Consider the following 23,653-nt stretch of genomic DNA (forward strand, 5'->3'; position numbering starts at 1 on the left):
AGAAAACCTATTTTTTTAAAACTAACGCACCATTATGAATGTAACTTGAAAACTCACGATACGTCTCATCAAATAAATCGTAATGTTTTTTATTTCCTTGGTCAAGCATTTCTTTAGGGAAATAGAAACGTTCATCTCCTTGACTCTGACCAGCAAGTGCTGCAACTAGGGGACTGACCGTTGCCAATTCCACTAATGAGCCATCTTTTTGCATTAATTCAATTTGTGTACGATGACGGTCTTTATTTGGACGATAAAAATCGTAAGGTAAATCATAGCTTGAATTAATGGCAGTATAATATTTAGGGTTGAAACCAACTTTTTCAATCAATTCCCTTAAATAAGCAATCGTTGCTGCGCTCTCTTTTTCGTTCGTAAAGGTGGCTGACTTCAGAGGCTTACGCATAAGGAAACGTTTGGCTAAATCACCTAGAATTGAATCAGGCACATCCATCCATTGTGTAAAGTACGTAGAGAGGACGCCATCATCCAATTTTAAATATTCTTGTAAGGTGAAGTCCCCTTTAAAGAATGGTACAAGCAGAGAGGCTTGTAAATCATAGTCAAATTCAGGGTTTTCAAATAATTCTTTCGCCCGATGCAATAAATGATCAAGAATCACTTCCATCCCACGAGAAACAGGGTGGAAATAGACTTGGACATACATTTGGTAACGACTAACGATATAGTCTTCCACCGCATGCATCCCATTCATAGCAAAGGCAATGCCTCCTTTGTATGGTCGAATCACACGTAAGATTCTAGTTAAATCGAAGGTTCCGTATTCCGTCCCTGTAAAGTAAGCATCACGTAACAGATAGTCCATGCGATCGGCATCAATTTGACTAGAAATCATTTGCACCACTTGAGGATTTGGGTATTGTTTAGTAATAACGCTGGCGACTTTTTCAGGAAAATCTGCCGAAACACGATTTAAAATTTGATAGACTTCCGTTTCTGGTGAGGTGATGATTTGGACCGTGATTGCTTCATGGTTTGTATCAAAAATATGCTCGAATGTATGTGAATAAGGACCATGACCGACATCATGTAATAAAGCTGCGCAAAGTGTAATCAGGCGCTCGTCATCATTCCAGCCGTTTTCACCTAATCGTTCCACAGAGTAGTTACGTTGGAAAATCTCACAAATCCGACGTGTAATTTCGTAAACACCCAAAGAATGGGAAAAACGACTATGTTCGGCACCGTGAAACGTAAAAGAAGAAGTGCCTAGTTGCTTAATGCGACGTAATCGTTGCACTTCAGCAGAATTAATAAGGTCTAAAATCACTTGATGTTGGACATGAATATAATTATGGACGGGATCACGAAAAACTTTTTCGATTGGTAATCGTTGCTCTTTATACGGAATCGTCATACGATCTCTCCTTTAATTAAGGCGTTTCGTTGCGCCATTTTTTCCAGCTGGACAGTTAAATTTGTTTGGAACCATTCTGAGGTTATAATTGGTTCGGTTAAGTTTGGATCAATAGATTTTTCAAATTGTTGAGGTAATGCTTCGATTAAACGGGTTTTTACGGCGTCTATTGTTAATGGAGTCTCAATCAGGGTTTCTAAATTTGCCATCACTGCTGGATCAACGGGCGGATAGCCATTTTCACCAAATTGTTCTTGTAACCCAGCAAGGTAAAAGTCTCGAACCACTTCTCCACGAGCAAGTTGATTGCCGTTAACGCTGATGTAAATCATGACAGAAATACCGTCTTTGACGCGTCGTTGGGCAATCCCTGCAAACTTTTGATCGCCAATACTTAAATCATAAGTACCGGGACAATAGGATGTAGTAATTTCAAAGGCGGCAATCTCTTTCTCTGGAAAACTCTGACGGAGCCAAGCCCACATTAATTCATAAGCCGCATCGATACTTAATTTGTGTTCAGAATTATTTGGTAAAATAAGTGAAACATTTAAAATACCCGAATCGGCAATCACCCCTAAACCGCCGGCATTGCGAACGACTACAGAATAATCGTTTTCTTGCAGAGAAGTGATGCCTTCTTTTAGATGTGGTACACGGGTATCTTTCATGCCAAGAATCATTGCTTGATCCAATTGCCAGAAATGAATGATTGGTTGGTGCTGCATTCCTGAAAAAGTGGTTAAAACATCGGTCAAGGCAAAAGGTAAAAAATAGTCACTGTTTGTTAAACAACCTGAATCAAGGAGCATAAAGGATTCAGTGTGAAGGGGAAAAGTTGTGCTCATAAAAAACGTCCTGTCTATTTATAATTACGTCATTTAATACGTTTATTTTCTTACTCTCTCTTATATTATATACAAAAAATGCAAAAAAGCATGTTATATAAACGAATTCTGAAGGAATTCTCTAAAATAGTAAACGGTTTTCTTATTAAATAGATGAAACAAATGCTTGCAACCCGTGAAAAGAGCTTATACAATAAGAAAAGGTACATAAGCAAGGAAAAATTGACTTTAGTTGACAAATACATTGAAAAAGTCAACAATAAGAAAGTTATATTTTGGAAAAGGAGTGACCATTATGGATTTATCAACAGGCGTTCCTGTATCGATTCAACTAAAAACGATTGTCCAACAAGGCAACGAACAAAAAGATTTTTTCTTTGACTTAGAAGGTCAATTAGTAAAAATGGGTGATACATTATACATTCGTTACAAAGAAGAATTATTAGAGGATACAGAACCAACCCCCGTGACCATTAAAATTGAACCAGACGGGCATGTTCAGCTGATTCGTGCTGGCGAATTACGGATGCGTTTAAGATTTGGCTATCAGGAAAAATTAGATACAAGTTATCGAACCCCTTATGGCTTGCTGCAGATTAGTACGTTTACCCATAATTTGCGTGTTAGTTTAAAAGATCAACCAATGTCTGGTAAGATTTTAGTTGATTATGATTTATACTCTCAAACAGAGCGAATCGGAGAATATCATTTAGAATTAGAATTTACTGCATAAATATTGCAGAATAGAATTGATTTTTTTTCAATGTTTTTGTATGATAAGGAGTAGACTGTGAAAGGACGTGTACCTCTTGGAAATTAATGTATTTGAAGGGTTAAACAAAAAAGAATTATCCATGATTGAAGTAGCACACGCTATTTTAGAACAACATGCAGATGTAATGGATTTTTCTGATTTAGTTAACCAAATCCAAAATTATCTTGGCAAGTCTGATAGTGAAATTCGTGACCAATTAGCACAATTTTATACAGATTTAAACATCGACGGTAGCTTTATCTCATTGGGAGACAATCGTTGGGGCTTACGTTCATGGTATCCAATCGATTCAATCGATGAAGAAGTTACACATGGCTTGGAAGAAGACGAAGAAGATGCACCACGTCGTAGAAAACGTAAAAAAGTAAATGCCTTCATCACTAATCCAAACGATGAAGATGTAATTGACTATAACGATGACGATCCAGAAGATGCTGAATTAACAAATGATGATGAAGAAGACATCTTGTACGATGATGAAGAAGATGAAGATGAAGAAATCAAAGCATACAACTCTGACTTACAAGAGATTGGTGCAGATTCAGACGATGATGAAGAAGACATTCCGCAAATCGAAGAAGATTTAACAATCATTGATGACGATGATGTTGAAGATGAAGACGATTTTGATGACGAATATTCTGAAGAGTAAGAAACCAAAAAGCTTGATTCCTAAGAAGGAGTCAAGCTTTTTAGTTGAATGCTTAAGAAAAATGAGAAAATAGAAAAAATTATTTTCTTGAATAGAAGTACTTGACCTGATGTCCGTTTGCTTGTATTATACTACTTGGGCACCTTTAAGAAGGTCAGAAGTTTGAACGAACTTACAAGCTCCCTATTCGTAATGGATAGGGAGCTTTTCTATTTTTGTTTCTTTTTTATTTGGAGAAACGTAAGAGTCTCAAAGTTGTTTTACTTCTCTCTACAAAATATTATCAAAGAAAGGGTTTTTAACTATTATGACAAAATACATCTTTGTTACAGGTGGCGTGGTTTCTTCTATTGGAAAAGGGATTGTCGCAGCATCTTTAGGACGATTATTAAAAAATCGTGGATTAAAAGTAACGATTCAAAAATTCGATCCATATATTAATGTGGATCCGGGGACAATGAGTCCTTACCAACATGGAGAGGTTTTTGTCACAGATGATGGTGCCGAAACAGATTTGGACTTAGGTCACTATGAACGTTTTATTGATATTAACTTAAATAAATACTCAAACGTAACCACTGGGAAAATTTATTCAGAAGTCTTACGTAAAGAACGTAAAGGGGAATACTTAGGTGCAACAGTACAAGTTATTCCACACATTACCAATGAAATCAAAGAAAAAATTATGCGTGCAGCGAAAATGACGGATGCCGATGTGATTATCACAGAAGTAGGTGGTACTGTCGGCGACATCGAATCATTACCTTTCCTAGAAGCATTGCGTCAAATGAAAGCTGATATGGGTAGTGACAACGTAATGTACATCCATACAACCTTGATTCCTTACTTAAAAGCGGCTGGCGAAATGAAAACTAAACCAACACAACATAGTGTCAAAGAATTAAGAAGTTTAGGGATTCAACCAAATATTTTAGTGGTCCGTACGGAATTACCTGTTTCTCAAAACACTAAAAACAAATTAGCGCAATTCTGTGATGTTAATCCGGAAGCGGTAATTGAATCTCGTGATGTTGAAACGTTATACTCCATTCCATTAGCACTTCAAGCACAAAACATGGATCAAATTGTTTGTGATCATTTAAAATTGGACGCACCGGCTGCAGACATGACTGAGTGGCGTGCATTAGAAGAAAAAGTTCTTAACTTGAAAAAGAAAACAAAAATTGCGCTGGTTGGTAAATATGTTGAATTACCAGATGCTTATATTTCTGTTGTAGAAGCATTAAAACATGCTGGATTTGATTTTGATTCAGATATCGAAATTGATTGGGTTGATTCACAAGAATTAACTGCTGAAAATGTCGCTGAAAGAATTGGTTCAGCAGATGGTATTTTGGTTCCTGGTGGTTTTGGTGATCGTGGAATTGAAGGAAAAATTGAAGCGATTCGTTTTGCTCGCGAAAATGACGTACCATTCCTTGGCATTTGCTTAGGTATGCAAATGGCCTGTGTAGAATTTGGTCGTAACGTTGTGGGCTTAGAAGATGCTGGTTCTGCAGAAACTAATCCTGACGTGACAAATAACATTATTGATTTAATGGCAGATCAAGAAAACATCGAGAATTTAGGTGGCACACTACGTTTAGGTTTATATCCATGTAAATTGAAAAAAGGAACGAAAACTGCGGCAGCATACGGAAATGAAGATGTTGTCCAAGAACGTCACCGTCATCGTTATGAATTTAACAACAAATACCGTCAATTATTTGAAGAAAATGGCTTAGTTTTCTCTGGAGTTTCACCAGATAATCGTTTAGTTGAGATTGTTGAAATTCCTGAAAAACAATTCTTTGTGGCTTGTCAATTCCACCCAGAATTAATTTCTCGTCCAAATCGCCCACAACGCTTAATCAAAGGATTTGTTGGTGCAGCTTTGGCAAATAAAGAAAGTAAATAAGTAAAAATGGACGAAGTGATTCAGTTCACTTCGTCCATTTTTAATCTAAAAAAGTACGGGGCTCATCATGAGCCCCGTACTTTTTATGCTGCTTTATTTTCATCTGGTTTAGAACTACTTTCAGGTGGTTGCGGCGGTTCTTGTGAACTAGAACTTGATGGTTCAGGTGGTTGTTCCGATGTTGCCGGTTGCTCTGCTGAGGAAGAGCTTGCCGGTTGTTCGGTAGATGGTGGCGCTTCAGAGGAAGAAGGCGCACTTTCTGAACTAGAACTTGATGAACTTTCCACTTCTTTTGTGGAAGAGGATTCCACCGTACTGCTAGATTCCGGCTGTGGTGCTGAAGAGGTAGTACTTGGTAAAACTTGTACATTTGGTACCTCATAGGCATCTTTCACGTAGAGTTCATTACCTACCCGCACAACACTGTCTGGCTGCACCCAGTCATCGTTTGAAACATTTTGAGACAAGTAACTCATTATTTCACGATAAACATCCGAGGCAATCCCATAGTATTCTTGATAGATTGGTGTATTTCGATCATTGTATCCAGTCCAAACAGAAACGGCATAGTGTGTTGTATAACCAACAAAGGTACTATCAGGGGCAATTCCTTTTTCTGTTGTGCCCATTCGCGCTAAATCTTCATCAGTATAGTTAGAAGTCCCTGTTTTGGCCGCTTGGATTAAGCCTGGAATGGCGCCGTTAAATCCTGTTCCGCCGTTTAAAACATCTTTTAACATATCCGTCATCATATAGGCGGTAGAGTCTTTCATCGCACGTTTACCATCAGGTTGATAATCAACGCTAGTTCCATCATTGAAAACGACTTTGTTTACGTAATACGGTTTGTTGTAAATCCCGTTATTGGCGAAAGCCGCATAAGCTGCTGCTAATTTCAATGAGGAAATCCCGTATTTATCGCCATCTACATCGCTTGTGTTACTTGAAATGGCATTTGACGCTTCTAAGTTTTTATAGTCAATTCCTAGTCCTTTAATGAAAGGCATGATGTTTTCTTTACCAACTTCATCAAACGTCTGGACCGCGGTTGTGTTACGAGAACCCATAATCGCACGGCGCATAGTAATGACGCCTTGATATGTTAAATCAGAGTTGAAGACATCAATGTCAGTACCAGGATATTTCGTTGGTTTATCCACCATGAGGCGACCCGTCGAATAATTTAAATTCTCAATTGCGGGACCATAATCCATGATTGGTTTCACGGTTGAACCAACATCACGTTGGGTGTTAACAGCTAAATTGTTTCCTAATTGCACATCATCAGGAATGTGACGACCACCAATCTGAGCTCGGACTTGTCCAGAGGCAACATCAATAACGGTTGAAGCTACTTGCATTTTATCATCTGGAAACGCAACGTATTGATCACTGTTGACAATATCGTAAAGTTGTTTTTGGGCATTCATATCTAAGTTTGTGTAGATATCTAGTCCGTCTGTGTAAACATTTTTACCAGTTTTTGCTTTCACTTCATTGATTACTTCTTTGACGTAATTATCTACGACTTTTCGATTGTCATCACTGGCTTTTAACGGCACTAAGCCTTCATCGATTGGGGTAGCTTTGGCTTTTTCGTACTCTGCTTTCGAGATTTTTTTATTGTCGTACATTGTGTAGAGTACGACATCCCGACGTTCTTTAGCAGTATCTGGTTTTGTATAGGGATCGTATGAGTTTGGCGCTTGTGGCATTCCTGCCAGTAGGGCCGTTTGTGGTAAATCAAGTTCAGATAAATGTTTACCATAATAATTTTCAGCCGCTGTTTCCATTCCATAGAAACCATTCGCCATGTAAACTTTGTTAATGTAGTAAGTTAAAATTTCTTCTTTTGATTTTTCACGTTCTAAACGAACAGCCATCCATGCTTCTTGTGCTTTCCGTTTCAAGGTTTGGTCAGATTCTTTTGTAGAGAAGTAAGACAATTTAATTAATTGTTGGGTTAAGGTACTTCCGCCTTGTAATCCACCATTTTTGACATTTGAAAGGGCAGAACCGATAATCCGAATCGGATCCACACCAATGTGTTTATAGAAACGACGGTCTTCGACAGAAACAATGGCATCTTTTAATAATTGAGGCACATCATTTGGTTGAATTAATTCACGCTTTTCTGCGCCTAAATCCTCAAAAATTTCATTATTAATATCGTAAAGCTTCGATGAAACTGTCGCATTCAGTTTGTCATCTTCTAATTTTGGGGCTTGTCGTGCATAGAACCAAAAAAGACCAACGCCTGCTAAAAAAGCGACCATCCCAGCGATAAGTAAGCCAAGAAAGATTTTTAAAACAAGCCGTTTTTTCTTTTTCGGTGGTTGTGTCTTTTTCTTGTAACTCGACTTCGATGAGGTGTTGGATGCATGTCTAGCAGCTCGCGAGCCTGAATTTGCGGTTGGCATAAATAGCAACTCCTTTGTTATACTTTCAAAACTTTATGAATCTAGTGTGTCTGAATATATTGTTCCACTGCGTCGAGATAAGGGATTCGCGGTGCGATTCCAAAAGATAATTCAATTCCTTCTTTCTCGATGAGTGCAAGCGGCATAGATTTTTTTCCAGTAACTGCTTGGTTTTTCCAATGCGTTATTAGATTTTCACCACTAAAAAAGAAGCAGCGTTTTAAGCTTGAAAACCATAATAGCACAAAACAAATCCCTTGTTGTGCTATACATTGTTCCATATGATCAATTTGATGTTGATGAAAATTTTTAAAGGGAAAGGACGTGGTGTTTTTCGTTTCTTTCGCTTCAAAATCTATGTAACGGCCTTGATATACACCGTTATAATCAGTCGTTGAAGCTTGTCTAAAGTAGGCCTCCTTAATAACAGCCGCACTTCGTTTGGGATAATCTACTTTAACAATTTGAACAGGAGTGGGTTTCTTATGAACGACTGCTTGCTTATTCAATAGATAATATTGATTGCTTTGATTGATCGCTTCTTCGAAATCCATCCCGCGATTACCAAATTCAACGGGGCGTTTCTTTTTTACTTGTTTTTTTGGTGATTGTGCTTCATGATGATTATAAGGTATTCCGTTAGGATAATGGAACGTCACGTTTATCACACTCCTAGCCTGTATTATACCAAAAAAAAGACCTGAAAGAAAAGGGATGACTTATGGAAATGATAAAAACCCTCTATGTCACCGGTTATCGCAGCTTTGAATTGGGGATATTTCAAGGAAAAGACCCGAAAATCACAGTTATTAAAAATGTCTTAAAAAAAGAGTTAGCCAGTTATATTGAAGCAGGAGTAGAATGGATTTTGATTTCTGGCAATTTAGGTGTTGAACTTTGGACAGCTGAAGTAGTTGGGGAATTAAAAACGGAATATCCAGAAGTTCAGTTAGGTTTGCTTTATCCATTTAAAGACTTTGGCAATAATTGGAATGAACAAAATCGAGAACTGTTAACGAAAGCGGAAAGTTTGGCTGATTATATCAACTCAGTAAGTCACCAACCTTATCAATCGCCAGCACAATTAAAAATGCATACAAAATTTCTTTTGGAACATTCTGGGGGCAGCTTACTTATTTATGACAAAGAGTACCCTGGCAAAACGGAGTATTTTTTAAAGGACGCACAACATTTTTCGGAACGAGAACCCTATGATATTCGCTTAATTACAATGGATGATTTACAAAACTCGGTGATTGATTAGAGAATCTGTTTGATTTTCTAGCTATTTTTCGTTACAATAGTATTTGTGGAACTATGAAATTTTCTATCGTAAATAAACAAATGAGGTGTAAACATGGCAAATTTAGTATATAGTCCTAAAGACATTTTACAAAAAGAATTTAAAACGAAAATGATGAACGGGTATGACCCAATTGAAGTAGACGAATTTTTAGACAATGTTATTAAAGACTACGAAGCTTATAATAAAGAATTATTAAGCTTGCAAGAAGAAAACAGCCGCTTAATGGCAAAATTAGACCAATTATCAAAAGCCCAACCAACGCCTCGTGTTGCTCAAGAAGTACCAAAAAGTGCAGCAGTGACCAACTTTGATATTTTAAAACGTTTATCAAACTTAGAGCGTGAAGTTTTTGGTAAAAAGTTAGATGAAACACCTTCAACACCTGTAACGCCTTCTGCACCGTCAATGACTGCAGAACCAGCGAACCATGATGTTGATAATGCACAAACACGTCAATTTTAACAAGACAATTTAAGTCAAGCTTTCACGAGGAACAAAAAGCATTTGTTAGAATAGCGGACACTTGTTGTAGTGTGTAAATTTTTGCTGTTCGTTTAAACAGATTTGTAATTTTCGGGTGATCGCGGTTTGCTTATGCAAGCTGAGGAAAGTCCATGCTCGCACAAGCTGAGATGCTTGTAGTGTTCGTGCTTAGCGAAATCATAAGCTAAGGTACTCTTTTAGAGTAACGGCAGGAAAAATGACTAAGGTTTCGACTATGTCAAAGTATCCTTGAAAGTGCCACAGTGACGAAGCGATGTGGGAAACTCCATCGGTGGAACGCGGTAAACCCCTCGAGCGAGCAACCCAAACAATGGTAGGGGCGCTCTTCTAAAGGAAATGAACGAGTAGAAGAGGCAGAGTTTACTCTGCAGATAGATGATGACCGTCACCAATTTTTCCTGAAGAATTGGTGATACAGAACATGGCTTATAGAAAATTACAAGTAATTCAGGAAGACCTTCCAACGTAGTTGTGAAGGCTTTTTTTACGAAAAGAATAAAAAAATGTTAAAATAAAGAAGCTGAGATAAAAGTAGTAAGCTGTCTGTTCTAAAGAGGCTGGGACAGGACCGTTTAGTTCAGAGAAAGCGGACAATTACAAAAAACAAGCGGAGCAGTAGTCGGCAGGACTGTTAGCTCCAGACAATAAAAAAGAGTCAAGAAGGAGTTTTTATGACGAAAGAAAAAACATTCAAACTTGTTGCAACGGCTGCTAGTGGCTTAGAAGCATTAGTTGGAAAAGAATTGCGTGATTTAGGGATTCCCTGTGAAGTAGAAAATGGCCGGGCCGTCTTTGAAGGCACTGTTGAAACAATTGCCACTGCCAATTTATGGCTACGAACAGCAGATCGGATTAAAATCGTCGTTGGCGAATTTAACGCCTATAGTTTTGATGAATTATTTGAAAAAGTTAAAGCACTTCCTTGGGAAGATTATTTGCCTTTAGATGCAGAATTTCCAGTTGCAGGTAAATCAATTAAGTCAAAATTGTATAGTGTTCCTGATTGCCAAGCCATCACCAAAAAAGCCATTGTTAACCGTTTAAGAGAAGTTTACCATCGTCCAGCGACGGTGCCTTTAACCGAAACAGGAGCTTTGTTTAAATTAGAAGTGGCTCTTCTAAAAGATAAAGTGACGTTGACGTTGGACACGACTGGGCCAAGTTTATTTAAACGGGGCTATCGCATTGAAAAGGGGGGCGCACCTCTTAAGGAAAACATGGCAGCTGCTTTAGTGATGTTGACCAATTGGCGCAAAGATCGTCCTTTTTATGATCCAGTTTGTGGTTCTGGAACAATTTGTATTGAAGCAGCATTAATTGGCCATAACATTGCCCCTGGCTTTAATCGTAGTTTCACTTGTGAAACATGGGATTGGGTTGATCCAGCAATTTTTGAAAAAGTACGTAACGAAGCCGAGGCAAAGGCAGACTACGATGTTGAGTTAGATATCTGTGGTTCAGATGTTGATGGGCGAATGATTGAAGTCGCACGAGCGAATGCTGAGGAAGTTGGTTTAGGTGATTCAATTACCTTTAAACAATTGGCCTTAAAAGATTTTACAACCGAGAAGGAATATGGTGTAATGGTAGCTAACCCGCCTTATGGTGAGCGTTTAGGAGAAGAGGAAAGTGTTCGTCGTTTGTATAAAGAAATGGGCCATGTTTTCCGTCCGTTAACTACTTGGAGCAAGTATATACTGACGAGTGATCTTGCTTTTGAAGAATATTATGGTGCCAAAGCTACTAAAAAACGGAAGCTTTACAACGGAGCCTTACGAACAGATTTATTCCAATACTGGGGAACACGTCCACCAAGAAAACCACGGGAAGACTAAGAAAGCTGGTGTAAAAAAATGAAGGAAGCTGTATTTTTACAAGAAGTGAAAGAAATTCAATTACTAAAAAATGCCTTGACATTATTAGACTGGGATTCATCAACTGGGATGCCAGAAAAAAGTAGTCCTTTTCGAGGAGAAGTAGAAGGGTATTTAACCGGATTATATTTTGAACGAAGTATTGGCCCAGTTATTCAAGAAGCATTGGCCTATTTTGAGACACGCCCTGAAGAATTATCTGAATTAGGGAAACTGGTTTTTGAAAAAGTAAAAGAAGAATATGCTTTGAATAAAAATGTTCCAGCTGAACGTATGCAAGAATATGTTAAAGTATTAAACCAAGCACATACAGATTGGCTAAAAGCACGCGCTGCACAAGATTTCGGCTTGTTAGAAGAAACCTTAACGAAGGTCGTTGCGTTCCAAAAAGAGTTCATTCCTTATTGGCAAAAAGAAGAAAAAACTCCGTATGATGTGTTATTAAATCAATTTGAACCAGGGATGACGGTTGAGAAACTAGACCAAGTATTCGACCAAGTAAAACAAGGGATTCAAGAGATTCGGACCGTTTTAGCAGAAAAAGGTACGCCGCCTAGAACTGACTTTTTATCTAGAAAAATGACCAAAGAACAACAACGCCGTTTTGTGATTGGTGTGGTTGAGCAATTAGGCTATGATTTTTCAAAAGGCCGATTAGATGATACAGTTCATCCATTTATGACAGCTCTAAATCGAAATGATGCGCGGATTACTACGCGCTGGGAAGAAAATAATTTCTCAATGGCAACATTTGGTGTGATTCATGAAGCGGGTCATGGGATGTATGAACAAAATTTTGATCCTAAATTTGACTTTACGCCGCTAAGCGAAGGTGCCTCTATGGGGATTCACGAATCACAATCGCTCTTTAATGAAATTATCATTGGTAGCAACCGGGCTTTTTGGCAAAAACAATACCCGTTTTTCCAAGAATGCGCAGAAGGTACTTTTGATGATATTGCTTTTGAAGATTTCTATGCTTCTTTAAAAGAAACGAAAGCAAGTTTGATTCGGATTGATTCCGATAGTCTCACCTATCCTTTGCATATCATTATTCGTTATGAAATTGAGAAAATGTTGTTTAATGGTTCTTTGGAAGTCGCTGATTTGCCAAAAGTGTGGAACGAAAAATACCAAGAGTACTTAGGCATATCACCTGAAAATGACTTAGAAGGTGTCCTTCAAGATGTTCATTGGTCTGGAGGTAGCTTTGGTTATTTCCCATCTTATGCCTTGGGTTATATGTATGCCGCGCAACTATTTCACGCAATGAAACAAGAATTATCTGTTGATGAAATTTTAGCTTCGGAGGATTATTCTGATATCCGTAAATGGTTAACACAACATATTCATCAGTACGGCGCTTCACGTAAACCAAATCAATTAATTTATGATGCAACGGGAGAAGAATTGAATCCTAGTTATTTAATTGATTATATGAAAGCTATTTATTTTGATGTTTATCAAGTGCAATAAGTGAAACAAGCAAGGGGAAGTGGACAACAACAATGTTATCAATTCGTGAATATTTAGAAGCTGGTGAAACAACAATCTCAAACTTACTATTTGATCATTACCAAAAAATTGGTTTGAAAGATGATGAATTTCTCTTTTTACTGCAACTTTTTCGTTCGCAAAATGCAGGCGATTTATTTCCAGACTTAATGGCGATTGCAGAGACGATGGGCAAAACGCCAGATACGATTTATAAGTTATTAAATCAATTGGTTTCTCGCGGTTTTATTCGAATTGAAACACAACAAAACCAAAAAGGTCAAATGATGGATACGTATGATTTACTGCCTGTTTTTCAAAAGATTCAATTATTTTTACAAACGAGCAAAGAAAAACAAGTTGTCGCAAATCACGAAGATGAAATTAAACAGCTTTATCAAGGCTTTGAAAAAGAATTCGGACGTCCACTTTCACCCATTGAATTAGAAATGATTGGTCAGTGGTTGAACACGGACCATTATTCCCCTGAATTAATCCGTTTAGCGTTGCGAGAAGCCGTTTTAAATCAGGCCTATAGTTTGAAATATATTGATCGTATTTTACTTGCGTGGGAGCGTAAAAATATTACCACCAAAGAACAAGTGGCTGCTGATCAGAAAAAACGAAAAGATTCTATGATTCAAAATGAGATTGAACAACAAGGTCAGACACAAGAAGCGCTACCAAAGGTTACATTACACAATTGGTTAAATCCAGAAGACAGTGAATAAAAAGGAGGTGGGCCATGCTATCAAAAGAGAAAACGATGGAAGCTATTGAAATTATGTATGAGATGTTTCCAAATGCAGAATGTGAATTAAAACATAAGAATCCTTTTGAATTATTAATTGCTGTGATTTTAAGTGCGCAAGCAACCGATGTATCGGTAAATAAAGCGACTCCTGGTTTATTCGCAGCTTTTCCAACACCAGAAGCTTTAGCAGCTGCGCCGGTGGAGGAGATTATTGCTAAAATAAAAACCATTGGCTTATATCGCAATAAAGCAAAAAATATTAAAGCGTGCGCACAACAACTTTTAGAACGTTTCAATGGAGAAGTTCCGCAAACCAGAGATGAACTGGTCAGTTTACCTGGCGTGGGGAGAAAAACAGCCAATGTAGTAATGGGAGATGCTTTCGGCGAACCGGCTTTTGCAGTAGATACACACGTGGAACGAGTGTCCAAGCGCCTTAGAATTTGTAAGCTAAATGCGAATGTTACTGAAGTTGAGCAAACCTTAATGCGTAAAGTTCCGAAAGAACTCTGGGTGAAAACGCACCATACCATGATTTTCTTTGGACGTTATCACTGCCTAGCAAGAGCGCCTAAATGTGAAGCCTGTCCGCTACTCTATATGTGTCAAGAAGGCAAAGAACGGATGAAAGGGAAATAACACATTTTTTCCTAAGAAAGCGAGTCACAAGTCCAACCGACTTGTGGCTCGCTTTCTTTTTTGATGTTTAAGAAACGCAACAAATGATTGCGGTTTCTTAAAAATTGATTTAGTATAGACAGTGTGGTATATACTAGGAAATTTATTTTTTTGAAGAAAGATAGGCGATGAAATGACAGAAAATGCACCTAAATTTAAGCAAATTTCTGCAGAAATTGAAAAGAAGATTCGAGACGGTCTGTATGTAAGTGCACAAAAATTACCTTCAGAATATGATTTAGCTAAAGAATATAACTGCAGTCGCTTGACCATCCGTAAAGCGATTGATGATTTGATTCGCAAAAATATTTTGGTAAAACGACATGGTAAAGGTAGTTATGTGATGTCGCAAGCGAAAATTCAAAGTGGTCGTGCTGGCTTACAAGGTTTTACTGAGGCAGCCAAAGCTTACGGGAAAAAAAGCCAGACAGAAGTCATTTCCTTTGAAGAAGTAGTACATCCCGCTGAGAAAATTCGGGAGGCGCTCCAAGTGGGCAAAAATGAGGCGATTTATGAACTGATTCGCCGCCGAATGTTAGACGGCGAGCCAATGACAGTTGAAAAAATTTATTTGCCACAGGCATACGTACAAGGCCATACGAAGCAAGACTTTGAGGGCTCTCTTTTCTGCTTAATCGAGAAGAACGTCGAGATTGCTTATTCGCATCAAGAAATTGAAGCAATCTTAGTTGAAGCGGAAATTTCAGAATTATTGAATGTTCCTGTGGGCCAACCACTTTTACAAGTCCACTCTATCACCTATGCGCTTGATGCAACCCCCATTTTATATGATGTCTCTTTATATCGAGCAGATCGGTACACGTTTAAAAACACACTGACCCGCTATAGCCCGTCTGAAAACAACCAAGTGGAGCTAGGAGGTTCTTGGAACGAATGAAGATAAAAGAAGAAATAGCCGCTCAAAAAGATTTATTTTATGAAGACTTAAACAAAATTATGGCGATTCGAAGTGTGAAAGGGTCGCCTAAAAAAGAGGCACCTTTTGGCGAAGGACCGAAAAGAGCCTTGGAAGAAACGCTGAAACTTGCAGAGCGTTATGGCTTTCAAACTGAGATTGTCAATGACGCAGTTGGCTACGCGCAATGGGGAACAGCGGAAGAATATCTGGGGATTATTGGTCATTTAGACGTAGTACCAGAAGGTTCTGGCTGGTCAGTGCCGCCCTTTCAATTAACGAAAAAAAATCAACGTTTGTATGGTAGAGGAATTCTAGATAATAAAGGTCCTATATTGGCTTGCCTGTATGGAATGAAATTACTGAAAGAACTTGGTTACCAACCAAAGAAAACCATTCGCTTAATGTTTGGCACGGATGAAGAAAGTGGGAGTGGAGATATCCCCTTATATTTAGAGAAGGAAAACGCACCCGTTTTTGGATTTACTCCAGATTGTAAATATCCAGTAGTTTATGGGGAGCGAGGGATTGTTAATTATGAAATCACAACGACCATCCCAGATGATTCAAGTGAACAAATTGGTCAGATTATGGGTGATCAAGCAAAAGACCACGTACCTGATCAATTAAGTGTGGTGATTGCAGGAAAAACAACAGCAATCACGGGAAAACGTGCTCCTTCCAATGCGCCAGAACTAGGCAAAAACGCGATTACTTTATTGGCACAGAAAATTAGCGAGGAACAGTTAGTCAAAGGAAATTTATTACAGTATTTCGACTGGTTAACCGCTAGTTTTCACGAAAAGCACTATGGGGAAGGAGTAGCTCTAGACTTTAAGGATCAGGATAGTGGGCAATTGATTTTAACGCCCTATGCGTTGGAAAAACGAGGACAGCAATTGGTGTTATCATTGGCCGTGCGTTATCCTGTTTCTATTACAGAAAATGAAGTAACCACGCAGCTAACAAAGGCACTATTTCCAGAAAGTGAAGTGACTGTCATCCGCCGTCTCCCTAGTACGTTGTTTCCAAAAGATGAGCGCAATGTTCAAAAATTAACCAAGGTTTATGAACAAATTACTGGCTTAGATGGGACGCCAGTTACAACTACAGGTGCTACGTATGCTCGCTTTATGCCGAATATCGTTGCTTTTGGTCCGTCATTTCCTGGTCAAAAAGGCATTGCGCATAACCAAGATGAATATATGGATGAAAAAGATTTACTGCTTAATCTGGAAATCTATATGCAAGCGATGATTGCATTAACAGAAGCGTAAAACCAATAGAAGATACACGTATGAGAAGAAACCAATGTGTTTCGTAGAGGTCGCATACGTGTATCTTCTATTTTTCTGTATAAAATTTCATTTTCAGTATATACAAAACAGTATATACTAGTTTATAATGGTGGAGAAATGTAAGCGTTAACGAAAGGGCGGATGGAAAATGACTTGGGGTGCAATTGCGACATGGCGGATGGCACATGATGGGTTACTAAAAGCTGCAGAAGAATTACAACAAGGAGGTGCTGCAGGCACGGCCGTGGAACAATTAATTAAAGAAGTAGAAGACTATCCTTTTTATAAGTCAGTGGGCTACGGCGGTTTACCTAATGAGGAAGGGATTTTAGAAATGGATGCTGCCTATATGGATGGAGACACATTTGCAATTGGTGCTGTGGCAGGAATTACAGATGTTAAAAATCCGATTTCAGTGGCTAAAGCATTAAGTAAAGAGAAGTTTAATAGTTTTCGTGTTGGCGCAGGTGCAACGAAATATTCAATGTTGCACGGTTTTGAAAGAAAGAATATGTTGACAGAACGCGCTAATCAATGGTGGCAAAAGCGTTTAAAAGAAATTCAGGAAAATCAGTTGAACCCCTATGATGGGCATGATACTGTCGGCGCTATTACGTTAGACCAAACAGGATCAATGGCAGCTGGCACTTCCAGTTCGGGACTCTTCATGAAAAAAGCAGGACGTGTTGGTGATTCACCACTGTCAGGTTCTGGTTTTTATGTTGATAGCGAAATTGGTGGTGCTGCGGCTACAGGATTAGGTGAAGATTTAATGAAAGGCTGTCTTTCTTATGAAATCGTTCGTTTAATGGGGGAAGGGCGCTCGCCACAACAAGCATGTGATCAAGCGGTCTATGCTTTTCATGAAAAATTGACCCAACGTTATGGGAAAGCAGGAGCTTTTTCACTAGTGGCCATGAACAAACAGGGAGACTGGGGCGTAGCTACGAATGTGGAATTTACTTTTACGGTTGGTACTGATATGCAGCAACCAGAAATCTATATTGCAAATCCAGGCAAGAATCATACCACAAAGATTCAGCTAATTTCACAAGAATGGTTAGCGGCCTATGAAAAAAGAATTAAAGCACCAATTGAATAAATGAGGAGAGTGAAGGAACATGAGTAAAAAACAAATTTATCTTTTTTGTGATGCAGGGATGTCTACAAGTATTATGGTGAATAAAATGATGGAAGTGGTGGAAAAACATCAAATGCCTTTAATGATTACTGCTTTTCCTATTGCAAGAGCACAAGAAGTGGTTGAAGCAGAGAAGCCTGTTGCTATTTTATTAGGACCACAAGTCCGTTTTTTATTAGAAAAAACAAAAGAACAATTTGCTCCTCAAGATATTCCTGTCGCTGCAATTGCGCCAGAAATTTATGGCATGATGGATGGCGAAAAAGCATTGAAAGAAGCGCTGCGGTTAATTAAGCAAAATAAAAAATAATAGATAGGAGTGACGACCGTGCAAAAATTTTTGGATTGGTTAGAGCGCGTATTGACCCCGTTGGCAAAAGTGATAGGAGAAAATAAGTATTTAGTAGCGATTCGTGATGGCTTCCTTTTATCAACGCCCTTGTTGATTGTTGGTTCGGTCTTCTTATTAATAGCTAATTTTCCTTTGCCGCAATGGGATACTTGGATGTCTCATTTGCTTGGTAAAGACTGGGCGACAATGATGTCTGTTCCAGCTAGTGCTAGTTTTGATGTAATGACCATTCTGGCCGTTGTCGGTATTGCCTATAGTTTAGGGAAACAATTCAATGTGGATGCAATGCAAGCAGGAATTATCGCATTGGTTTCATTTTTTATTGTAACGCCTTATCAAACATTATTTACACCGGAAAATAGTTCAAAGGTCTATGAAGTTACCAGTTTACCTTTAAAATGGATGGGTTCCAGTGGCTTGTTTTTAGGAATGATTGTCGCATTAATTGCGACTCGTTTATTTGTGGCCATTGTTCGTAAAGGGTGGACAATAAAAATGCCAGAAGGAGTGCCACCAACAGTGGTTAAGTCTTTTGAGGCCCTGATCCCGAGCTTTTTAGTTGTTACTCTCATGTTTTTAGTCAATTGGCTGGCTGCTTTAACTCCTTATGGTAATTTACAAGATGTTATTTTTGAATTTCTACAAACGCCCTTATTGAGTCTTGGTAATACCTTAGGTGCAATGAGCATTGCTTATTTGTTTTTACACTTCTTTTGGTTCTTTGGCATTAACGGAGGTAGCGTGGTTGGCGCAGTCTTTAATCCTGTTTTGCGGGCATTGTCTGTTGAAAATTTACAAGCATTTAAAGACGGTCATGAAATTCCCAACATCATCACTGGACAATTTCAAGATATGTTTGCAACATTTGGTGGCGCCGGTTCCACACTCTCATTAATCATTGTGATGGTCTTATTCTGTAAAAGTCAACGAATTAAAAAGCTTTCGCAACTTTCACTAATTCCTGGTGTTTTTGGGATTAACGAACCAATCATTTTTGGGTTGCCAATTGTTTTAAATCCAATCCTTTTAATTCCATTTGTCTTAGTACCCGCAATTAATATTATTATTGCCTATTTTGCTATGGATTGGGGCTTAGTTCCATTGACGAACGGTATTCAATTGCCGTGGACGACCCCACCAATTATCTCAGGATTTTTAGTCAGCGGTTGGCAAGGATCAATTCTGCAAGCTCTCTTATTGGTACTAGGAATGTTCATTTACTATCCTTTTATTCGAGTTATGGATGACCAATATTTACGTGAAGAATGGAAAGCACAAGAAGAAGAGAGTGAAGAAATTGATTTTGATTCCTTTGACTTCGATGATTTATAAATAAGGAGGAAATAGGCGTGAAAAAAATCCTTTTAGTCTTAAACCACAGTTTAGCAGGATTTGGCAGTGATGAACAAGCTCAGCTGAAACCAAGTGGTAAAAAAGCTCCCTTAGGCCCAGGGGTAACATTGCTACCATTTTTACAGAAGCAAGGAGCGGAAATTGTTGCGACACTTTATTGTGGAGACCAATATTATTTGGAAAACGAGGAAGAGGTAGCAAAGAAATTTATTGGCTTTGCAAAAAAGTTTCATGCCGATGCGGTTCTTTGCGGACCTGCCATGTATTATCCTAATTTTGGAGAAATGGCCGCTAGTCTAGCTTGTAAGTTTAATGCTGCGGGCATTCCTGCAATTGCAGCAATGGCAGAAGAAAATCCAGCAGTTAGTCACTATTATCAGCAAGTACCGATTGTGAAGATGCCCAAAAAGGGCGGCATTGGTTTAAATAATTCGTTTAAACAAATGGCGCAATTGGTCGTGGCAAAAGCAAATGGAAAAGAAACCAAACAGTTAGAAGAAACAAGTTGTTTTTAATTGTTGATAATCTAAAGAGAAATCCAGAATGAACGCATGATTGTGTTCGTTTTGGATTTTTTGCTTTTGTTTAGCGAATGTATGTTCTATAATAGGGAGGCAGATAGGTGGGATTACGTGAAATCAACGAGAAAAATTGCGGTGCGTCAAGTGGTCGAATTTATTTTAAGGCGGGGAAGTATCGATTCTCGCCATGTGAGTGAACATACACCACAAGAAGGTAGTCGCCTTCATCGAATGCTGCAAAAGGAAGCGGGGAGCCTTTATCAAAAGGAAGTATCTTTAAAAATTGAGGTGCCTTTAAATGGACATAATTATTGTGTAGAAGGTCGTGCAGACGGCATTTTTGTGAAAGAAACTGGGCAAGTGGTCATTGATGAAATTAAAACATCCGAGCCAGCGTTTGAAGAATTGCCGCCAGAAAAGGTCGAATTGTTTTGGTATCAAGCGATGTGTTATGGTCACATGTATTGCCAGCAAGAACAACTTTCTGAAATAATGCTGCAACTCACTTATTATCAGACCACTACAAAACAAATCACACGACAAGAACGCCATTTTACAGAAGCTGCATTAGCGGAGTTTTTTACTGATTTGATGAAGCGCTATGAACAGTGGGTAATTTTTAAAGAAGAGTGGCGTATTTTGAGAAATAAATCATTAAAAAATCTTAGTTTTCCTTACGGGGAGTATCGCAAAGGGCAACGAGAATTGGCGGTAGCCGTTTATAAAACAATTCTTAGTAAACAGCGGCTCTTCGTGGAAGCACCAACTGGAACAGGCAAGACAATGTCCACTCTTTTTCCAGCGATGAAAGCAATTGGTGAAGAAGAAGGTGAACGGATTTTTTATTTAACAGCTAAGACCATCACGCGGCAAGTGGCTGAAGATGCTGTCAAAGCGCTGTCCGAAAAACAAGCGCAAACTAAGAGTATTACGTTAACAGCAAAAGATAAAATTTGTTTTTTAACTGAACGAAATTGCACACCAGAACATTGCCCGTTTGCTGATGGTTATTATGATCGTTTAAATGAGGGACTGTGGGATTTATTGCAACATGAAAATCATTTAACGAGAGAGGTTATTGAACGGTATGCACAAAAGCACCAATTGTGTCCATTCGAGTTGTCGCTAGATGCAAGTCTTTGGTGTGATTTAATTATTGGCGATTACAATTATCTATTTGATCCAACGGTTTATTTGCGGCGCTTCTTTGAAGAACCCCAAAGTGCAGAAGAGAATATTTTTTTAGTGGATGAAACCCATAATTTGGTTAATCGTTCACGGGAGATGTATTCGGCCGCTATTTCTAGGAATGCGGTTTTGCAAATTCAAAAAAGATTGCAAAAAGAATCTGTTCAATTAAAAAGAGCTTGTCAAAAAGTCTTAACTACGTTTGATGATATTGAAGCAATCTGCGAAGAAAAAGACACGGATTTTTTTGCACAACGCGCGCCAATTGATTCATTAGTTAAACAGATACACCGATTAACAGAAGTAATTGCAGAATGGTTGCCAGAAAATCAACACATTGAGGAATTGGCGTCGATTCTCAGTTTTTATTTTGATTGTTTAAGTTATCTTCGAATCAGCGAGTATTATGACAACGGCTTTTATACGTCTATTTCTTTGCGAAACTATGACTGCGTTGTGAAACAATTTTGTGTCGATCCGGCTTATTTATTGTCACAACGATTAGATAAAGGGAAAGCGAGTATCTTATTTTCGGCAAGTTTAACACCTCTGAATTATTATCAAGAAGTGCTTGGTGGAGGTGAAGAAAGCCTACGTTATCGGATTCCGTATCCTTTTCCAGAAGAAAATCAATTGTTGATGATTGGTAGTTATCTTCAAACAACCTATAAAAACCGTGAAAAAAGTTATCCACAGATTAGTGAACTTTTAGGGAAGTTAAGTGAAACAAAAACAGGTAATTATTTAATTTTCTTCCCTTCTTATGCCTATATGGATGATGTCTATCAAGTATTTAGCCAACGCTACCCGCAAGTAAAAACTCAAATTCAGGGAACGGACTTAAACGAAAAAGAGCGAGAAGCATTTTTAGCTGAATTTAAAGAGAATCCTCAAGAAACTTTCATCGGTTTTTGTGTTTTAGGTGGTATATTTTCAGAAGGAATTGACTTGAAAGGTACCCGATTGATTGGTACGATAATTGTTAGTGTCGGGCTACCACAAATGAATCCGGAGCAAGAACTGATTCGCACTTTTTATCAAGAAGAGCGAGGGCAAGGGTTTCAATTTGCGTATCAAATTCCTGGCATGAATAAAGTCTTGCAAGCGGCTGGACGTGTCATTCGAGATGCGCAAGATAAAGGCTTTGTGTTGTTATTAGACGAACGATTTGAATTACCAAGTGTCCAGCGTTTCTTTCCGCCGCATTGGTTGGCGCATCGTAAGGCAAACACCAATGAACAACTCATTCAACAAGTGAAACAATTTTGGTTAAAAAATAAAGAAAACAAAGGAGGAAACAAATGAAGACCATTTTAGTCCTTCATACAGGTGGGACCATTTCCATGTCGAAAGTAGCAGGAGGAAGTGTTGCCCCGAATGAAAAAAATCCGTTGATGGAACAAGAAGCATTATTTTCTGGCAAGGTTCATTTAGTTGTCGAAGATATTTTTAATATTCCCTCACCACACATGACCTTAGAACGGATGTTTCAATTAAAAGAACGGATTCAAAAAGCTTATTCTGAACCAATTGATGGCGTGGTTATTACGCATGGAACAGATACATTAGAAGAAACAGCTTATTTTTTAGATATAACCTTAGAGAAAAAAATCCCCATTGTTTTAACAGGAGCAATGCGGTCAAGTAACGAAATCGGTAGTGATGGCTTGTATAATTTCATCAGTGCTATTTGGACTGCTTGTTCAGACGAATCGTACGATAAAGGTGTTTTAGTCGTGATGAATGATGAAATTCATACGGCGCGTTATGTGACAAAAACACATACAACGAACGTAGCAACATTTCGGACGCCAACTTTTGGACCAATTGGAACCATTGCGAAAGAACGTGCTTTTTTTGCGAAAGAGGTCTTACCGCAAGAAGTCTGCGATGTTTCTTCTGTGAAAGGGAATGTTCACGTAGTGAAGGCCTATGCGGGGATGGGTGAACGGATGTTTGAATTATTAAACACCCCAGAAACGGATGGGTTAGTAATTGAAGCGTTAGGTGCGGGTAATTTACCGCCAGAAACGCTCCCAGCATTACAAAAGATGCTAGACAACGGGATTCCAGTCGTTTTAGTTTCTCGTTGTTCTAATGGCATTGCTGAAGATATCTATGATTATGCTGGTGGTGGCGTTGGCTTGAAAAAAATGGGGGTCGTTTTTGCCCGTGGTTTAAACGGACCGAAAGCGCGGATTCGTTTAATTGTTGGTTTAAACAGCGAAAAAAATCCTGCAGAGTTAAAAGAATTTTTGGAACAGTAACTAATTTTAAGGAGAA

At 38.5% G+C, this 23,653-nt stretch carries 21 protein-coding genes and 1 other RNA gene; 18 read left to right on the forward strand and 4 right to left on the reverse strand.

The window, feature by feature from the left end:
• Nucleotides 1-7: 7 nt before the first annotated feature.
• Nucleotides 8-1,378, reverse strand: coding sequence for a dNTPase (locus tag AB3I34_RS00740; protein WP_002357999.1), 1,371 nt, complete (start codon nt 1,376-1,378; stop codon nt 8-10).
• Nucleotides 1,375-2,190: a lipoate--protein ligase family protein gene (locus AB3I34_RS00745; RefSeq protein ID WP_162784121.1), complete on the reverse strand. Its 816-nt coding sequence runs from the start codon at nt 2,188-2,190 to the stop codon at nt 1,375-1,377. The genes AB3I34_RS00740 and AB3I34_RS00745 overlap by 4 nt, the downstream gene beginning before the upstream one ends.
• A gap of 331 nt (nt 2,191-2,521) precedes the next feature.
• Between AB3I34_RS00745 and AB3I34_RS00750 the strand changes: the two genes are divergently transcribed.
• The 3 genes from AB3I34_RS00750 to AB3I34_RS00760 all read left to right on the forward strand — a co-directional run bounded on the left by AB3I34_RS00750 (nt 2,522) and on the right by AB3I34_RS00760 (nt 5,571).
• On the forward strand, nt 2,522-2,959 hold the full coding sequence (locus tag AB3I34_RS00750; RefSeq protein ID WP_002382132.1) for a DUF1934 domain-containing protein: 438 nt from the start codon (nt 2,522-2,524) through the stop codon (nt 2,957-2,959).
• Nucleotides 2,960-3,035: 76 nt separating this feature from the next.
• Nucleotides 3,036-3,653, forward strand: coding sequence for a DNA-directed RNA polymerase subunit delta (gene rpoE, locus AB3I34_RS00755; protein ID WP_002357996.1), 618 nt, complete (start codon nt 3,036-3,038; stop codon nt 3,651-3,653).
• Nucleotides 3,654-3,960: 307 nt separating this feature from the next.
• Complete coding sequence (locus tag AB3I34_RS00760) at nt 3,961-5,571, forward strand: CTP synthase (RefSeq protein WP_002357995.1); 1,611 nt, start codon at nt 3,961-3,963, stop codon at nt 5,569-5,571.
• A gap of 83 nt (nt 5,572-5,654) precedes the next feature.
• Here AB3I34_RS00760 and AB3I34_RS00765 read toward each other — a convergent pair whose 3' ends face one another.
• Both AB3I34_RS00765 and recU read right to left on the reverse strand, forming a co-directional pair.
• A complete protein-coding gene (locus tag AB3I34_RS00765; protein ID WP_010712301.1) occupies nt 5,655-7,991 on the reverse strand; it encodes a PBP1A family penicillin-binding protein in 2,337 nt (778 codons plus the stop codon).
• Between the two features lie 41 nt (nt 7,992-8,032).
• Nucleotides 8,033-8,650, reverse strand: a complete 618-nt coding sequence (recU, locus tag AB3I34_RS00770) for a Holliday junction resolvase RecU (protein ID WP_002388848.1) — start codon at nt 8,648-8,650, stop codon at nt 8,033-8,035.
• Between the two features lie 62 nt (nt 8,651-8,712).
• Between recU and AB3I34_RS00775 the strand changes: the two genes are divergently transcribed.
• The 15 genes from AB3I34_RS00775 (at nt 8,713) to AB3I34_RS00845 (ending at nt 23,637) form a co-directional block, all read left to right on the forward strand.
• Nucleotides 8,713-9,255 (forward strand): DUF1273 domain-containing protein, encoded by a 543-nt coding sequence (locus AB3I34_RS00775; RefSeq protein WP_002360568.1) that lies wholly within the window; start codon nt 8,713-8,715, stop codon nt 9,253-9,255.
• A 93-nt stretch (nt 9,256-9,348) separates the two neighbouring features.
• The gene (gene gpsB / locus AB3I34_RS00780; RefSeq protein ID WP_002357990.1) at nt 9,349-9,759 is read left to right on the forward strand and encodes a cell division regulator GpsB; all 411 of its coding nucleotides are present in this window, start codon (nt 9,349-9,351) and stop codon (nt 9,757-9,759) included.
• Between the two features lie 107 nt (nt 9,760-9,866).
• Nucleotides 9,867-10,235, forward strand: an RNA gene (gene rnpB / locus AB3I34_RS00785) — RNase P RNA component class B.
• 237 nt (nt 10,236-10,472) lie between these two features.
• On the forward strand, nt 10,473-11,636 hold the full coding sequence (locus tag AB3I34_RS00790) for a class I SAM-dependent RNA methyltransferase (RefSeq protein ID WP_002357989.1): 1,164 nt from the start codon (nt 10,473-10,475) through the stop codon (nt 11,634-11,636).
• An 18-nt stretch (nt 11,637-11,654) separates the two neighbouring features.
• Complete coding sequence (locus AB3I34_RS00795; RefSeq protein WP_010712302.1) at nt 11,655-13,151, forward strand: carboxypeptidase M32; 1,497 nt, start codon at nt 11,655-11,657, stop codon at nt 13,149-13,151.
• A 32-nt stretch (nt 13,152-13,183) separates the two neighbouring features.
• Entirely contained in the window at nt 13,184-13,900 is a 717-nt protein-coding gene (locus tag AB3I34_RS00800; RefSeq protein ID WP_002361632.1) for a DnaD domain protein, read from the forward strand.
• A gap of 14 nt (nt 13,901-13,914) precedes the next feature.
• Nucleotides 13,915-14,562, forward strand: a complete 648-nt coding sequence (gene nth / locus AB3I34_RS00805; protein ID WP_002357985.1) for an endonuclease III — start codon at nt 13,915-13,917, stop codon at nt 14,560-14,562.
• A gap of 172 nt (nt 14,563-14,734) precedes the next feature.
• On the forward strand, nt 14,735-15,499 hold the full coding sequence (locus AB3I34_RS00810) for a GntR family transcriptional regulator, LSA1692 subfamily (RefSeq protein WP_002357984.1): 765 nt from the start codon (nt 14,735-14,737) through the stop codon (nt 15,497-15,499).
• A complete protein-coding gene (locus AB3I34_RS00815; protein WP_002390091.1) occupies nt 15,496-16,794 on the forward strand; it encodes a Sapep family Mn(2+)-dependent dipeptidase in 1,299 nt (432 codons plus the stop codon). The genes AB3I34_RS00810 and AB3I34_RS00815 overlap by 4 nt, the downstream gene beginning before the upstream one ends.
• 169 nt (nt 16,795-16,963) lie before the next feature.
• Nucleotides 16,964-17,917, forward strand: a complete 954-nt coding sequence (locus AB3I34_RS00820; protein ID WP_010712303.1) for a N(4)-(beta-N-acetylglucosaminyl)-L-asparaginase — start codon at nt 16,964-16,966, stop codon at nt 17,915-17,917.
• Nucleotides 17,918-17,936: 19 nt separating this feature from the next.
• Entirely contained in the window at nt 17,937-18,266 is a 330-nt protein-coding gene (locus AB3I34_RS00825; protein WP_010712304.1) for a PTS sugar transporter subunit IIB, read from the forward strand.
• A gap of 18 nt (nt 18,267-18,284) precedes the next feature.
• Entirely contained in the window at nt 18,285-19,640 is a 1,356-nt protein-coding gene (gene celB / locus AB3I34_RS00830; protein WP_002384702.1) for a PTS cellobiose transporter subunit IIC, read from the forward strand.
• A 17-nt stretch (nt 19,641-19,657) separates the two neighbouring features.
• Nucleotides 19,658-20,176 carry a GrdB-related putative oxidoreductase gene (locus AB3I34_RS00835; protein ID WP_010712305.1) on the forward strand — a complete coding sequence of 173 codons (519 nt, stop codon included), beginning with the start codon at nt 19,658-19,660 and terminating at the stop codon, nt 20,174-20,176.
• A 36-nt stretch (nt 20,177-20,212) separates the two neighbouring features.
• Complete coding sequence (locus AB3I34_RS00840) at nt 20,213-22,675, forward strand: helicase C-terminal domain-containing protein (RefSeq protein WP_025189353.1); 2,463 nt, start codon at nt 20,213-20,215, stop codon at nt 22,673-22,675.
• Nucleotides 22,672-23,637, forward strand: coding sequence for an asparaginase (locus AB3I34_RS00845; RefSeq protein ID WP_002357976.1), 966 nt, complete (start codon nt 22,672-22,674; stop codon nt 23,635-23,637). Before AB3I34_RS00840 ends, AB3I34_RS00845 begins: the two co-directional genes overlap by 4 nt.
• Nucleotides 23,638-23,653 lie beyond the last annotated feature (16 nt).

The organism is Enterococcus sp. C102(2024) (assembly GCF_040888205.1).
GTDB classification, from domain to species: Bacteria; Bacillota; Bacilli; order Lactobacillales; family Enterococcaceae; genus Enterococcus; species Enterococcus faecalis.

Coding starts and splice junctions, on each gene's coding strand:
- AB3I34_RS00740 (WP_002357999.1), bottom strand. CDS start 1,378: ATGACGATTCCGTATAAAGAGCAACGATTACCAATCGAAAAAGTTTTT.
- AB3I34_RS00745 (WP_162784121.1), bottom strand. CDS start 2,190: ATGCTCCTTGATTCAGGTTGTTTAACAAACAGTGACTATTTTTTACCT.
- AB3I34_RS00750 (WP_002382132.1), top strand. CDS start 2,522: ATGGATTTATCAACAGGCGTTCCTGTATCGATTCAACTAAAAACGATT.
- AB3I34_RS00760 (WP_002357995.1), top strand. CDS start 3,961: ATGACAAAATACATCTTTGTTACAGGTGGCGTGGTTTCTTCTATTGGA.
- AB3I34_RS00765 (WP_010712301.1), bottom strand. CDS start 7,991: ATGCCAACCGCAAATTCAGGCTCGCGAGCTGCTAGACATGCATCCAAC.
- AB3I34_RS00775 (WP_002360568.1), top strand. CDS start 8,713: ATGGAAATGATAAAAACCCTCTATGTCACCGGTTATCGCAGCTTTGAA.
- gpsB (WP_002357990.1), top strand. CDS start 9,349: ATGGCAAATTTAGTATATAGTCCTAAAGACATTTTACAAAAAGAATTT.
- AB3I34_RS00790 (WP_002357989.1), top strand. CDS start 10,473: ATGACGAAAGAAAAAACATTCAAACTTGTTGCAACGGCTGCTAGTGGC.
- AB3I34_RS00795 (WP_010712302.1), top strand. CDS start 11,655: ATGAAGGAAGCTGTATTTTTACAAGAAGTGAAAGAAATTCAATTACTA.
- AB3I34_RS00800 (WP_002361632.1), top strand. CDS start 13,184: ATGTTATCAATTCGTGAATATTTAGAAGCTGGTGAAACAACAATCTCA.
- nth (WP_002357985.1), top strand. CDS start 13,915: ATGCTATCAAAAGAGAAAACGATGGAAGCTATTGAAATTATGTATGAG.
- AB3I34_RS00810 (WP_002357984.1), top strand. CDS start 14,735: ATGACAGAAAATGCACCTAAATTTAAGCAAATTTCTGCAGAAATTGAA.
- AB3I34_RS00815 (WP_002390091.1), top strand. CDS start 15,496: ATGAAGATAAAAGAAGAAATAGCCGCTCAAAAAGATTTATTTTATGAA.
- AB3I34_RS00820 (WP_010712303.1), top strand. CDS start 16,964: ATGACTTGGGGTGCAATTGCGACATGGCGGATGGCACATGATGGGTTA.
- AB3I34_RS00825 (WP_010712304.1), top strand. CDS start 17,937: ATGAGTAAAAAACAAATTTATCTTTTTTGTGATGCAGGGATGTCTACA.
- AB3I34_RS00840 (WP_025189353.1), top strand. CDS start 20,213: ATGATTGTGTTCGTTTTGGATTTTTTGCTTTTGTTTAGCGAATGTATG.
- AB3I34_RS00845 (WP_002357976.1), top strand. CDS start 22,672: ATGAAGACCATTTTAGTCCTTCATACAGGTGGGACCATTTCCATGTCG.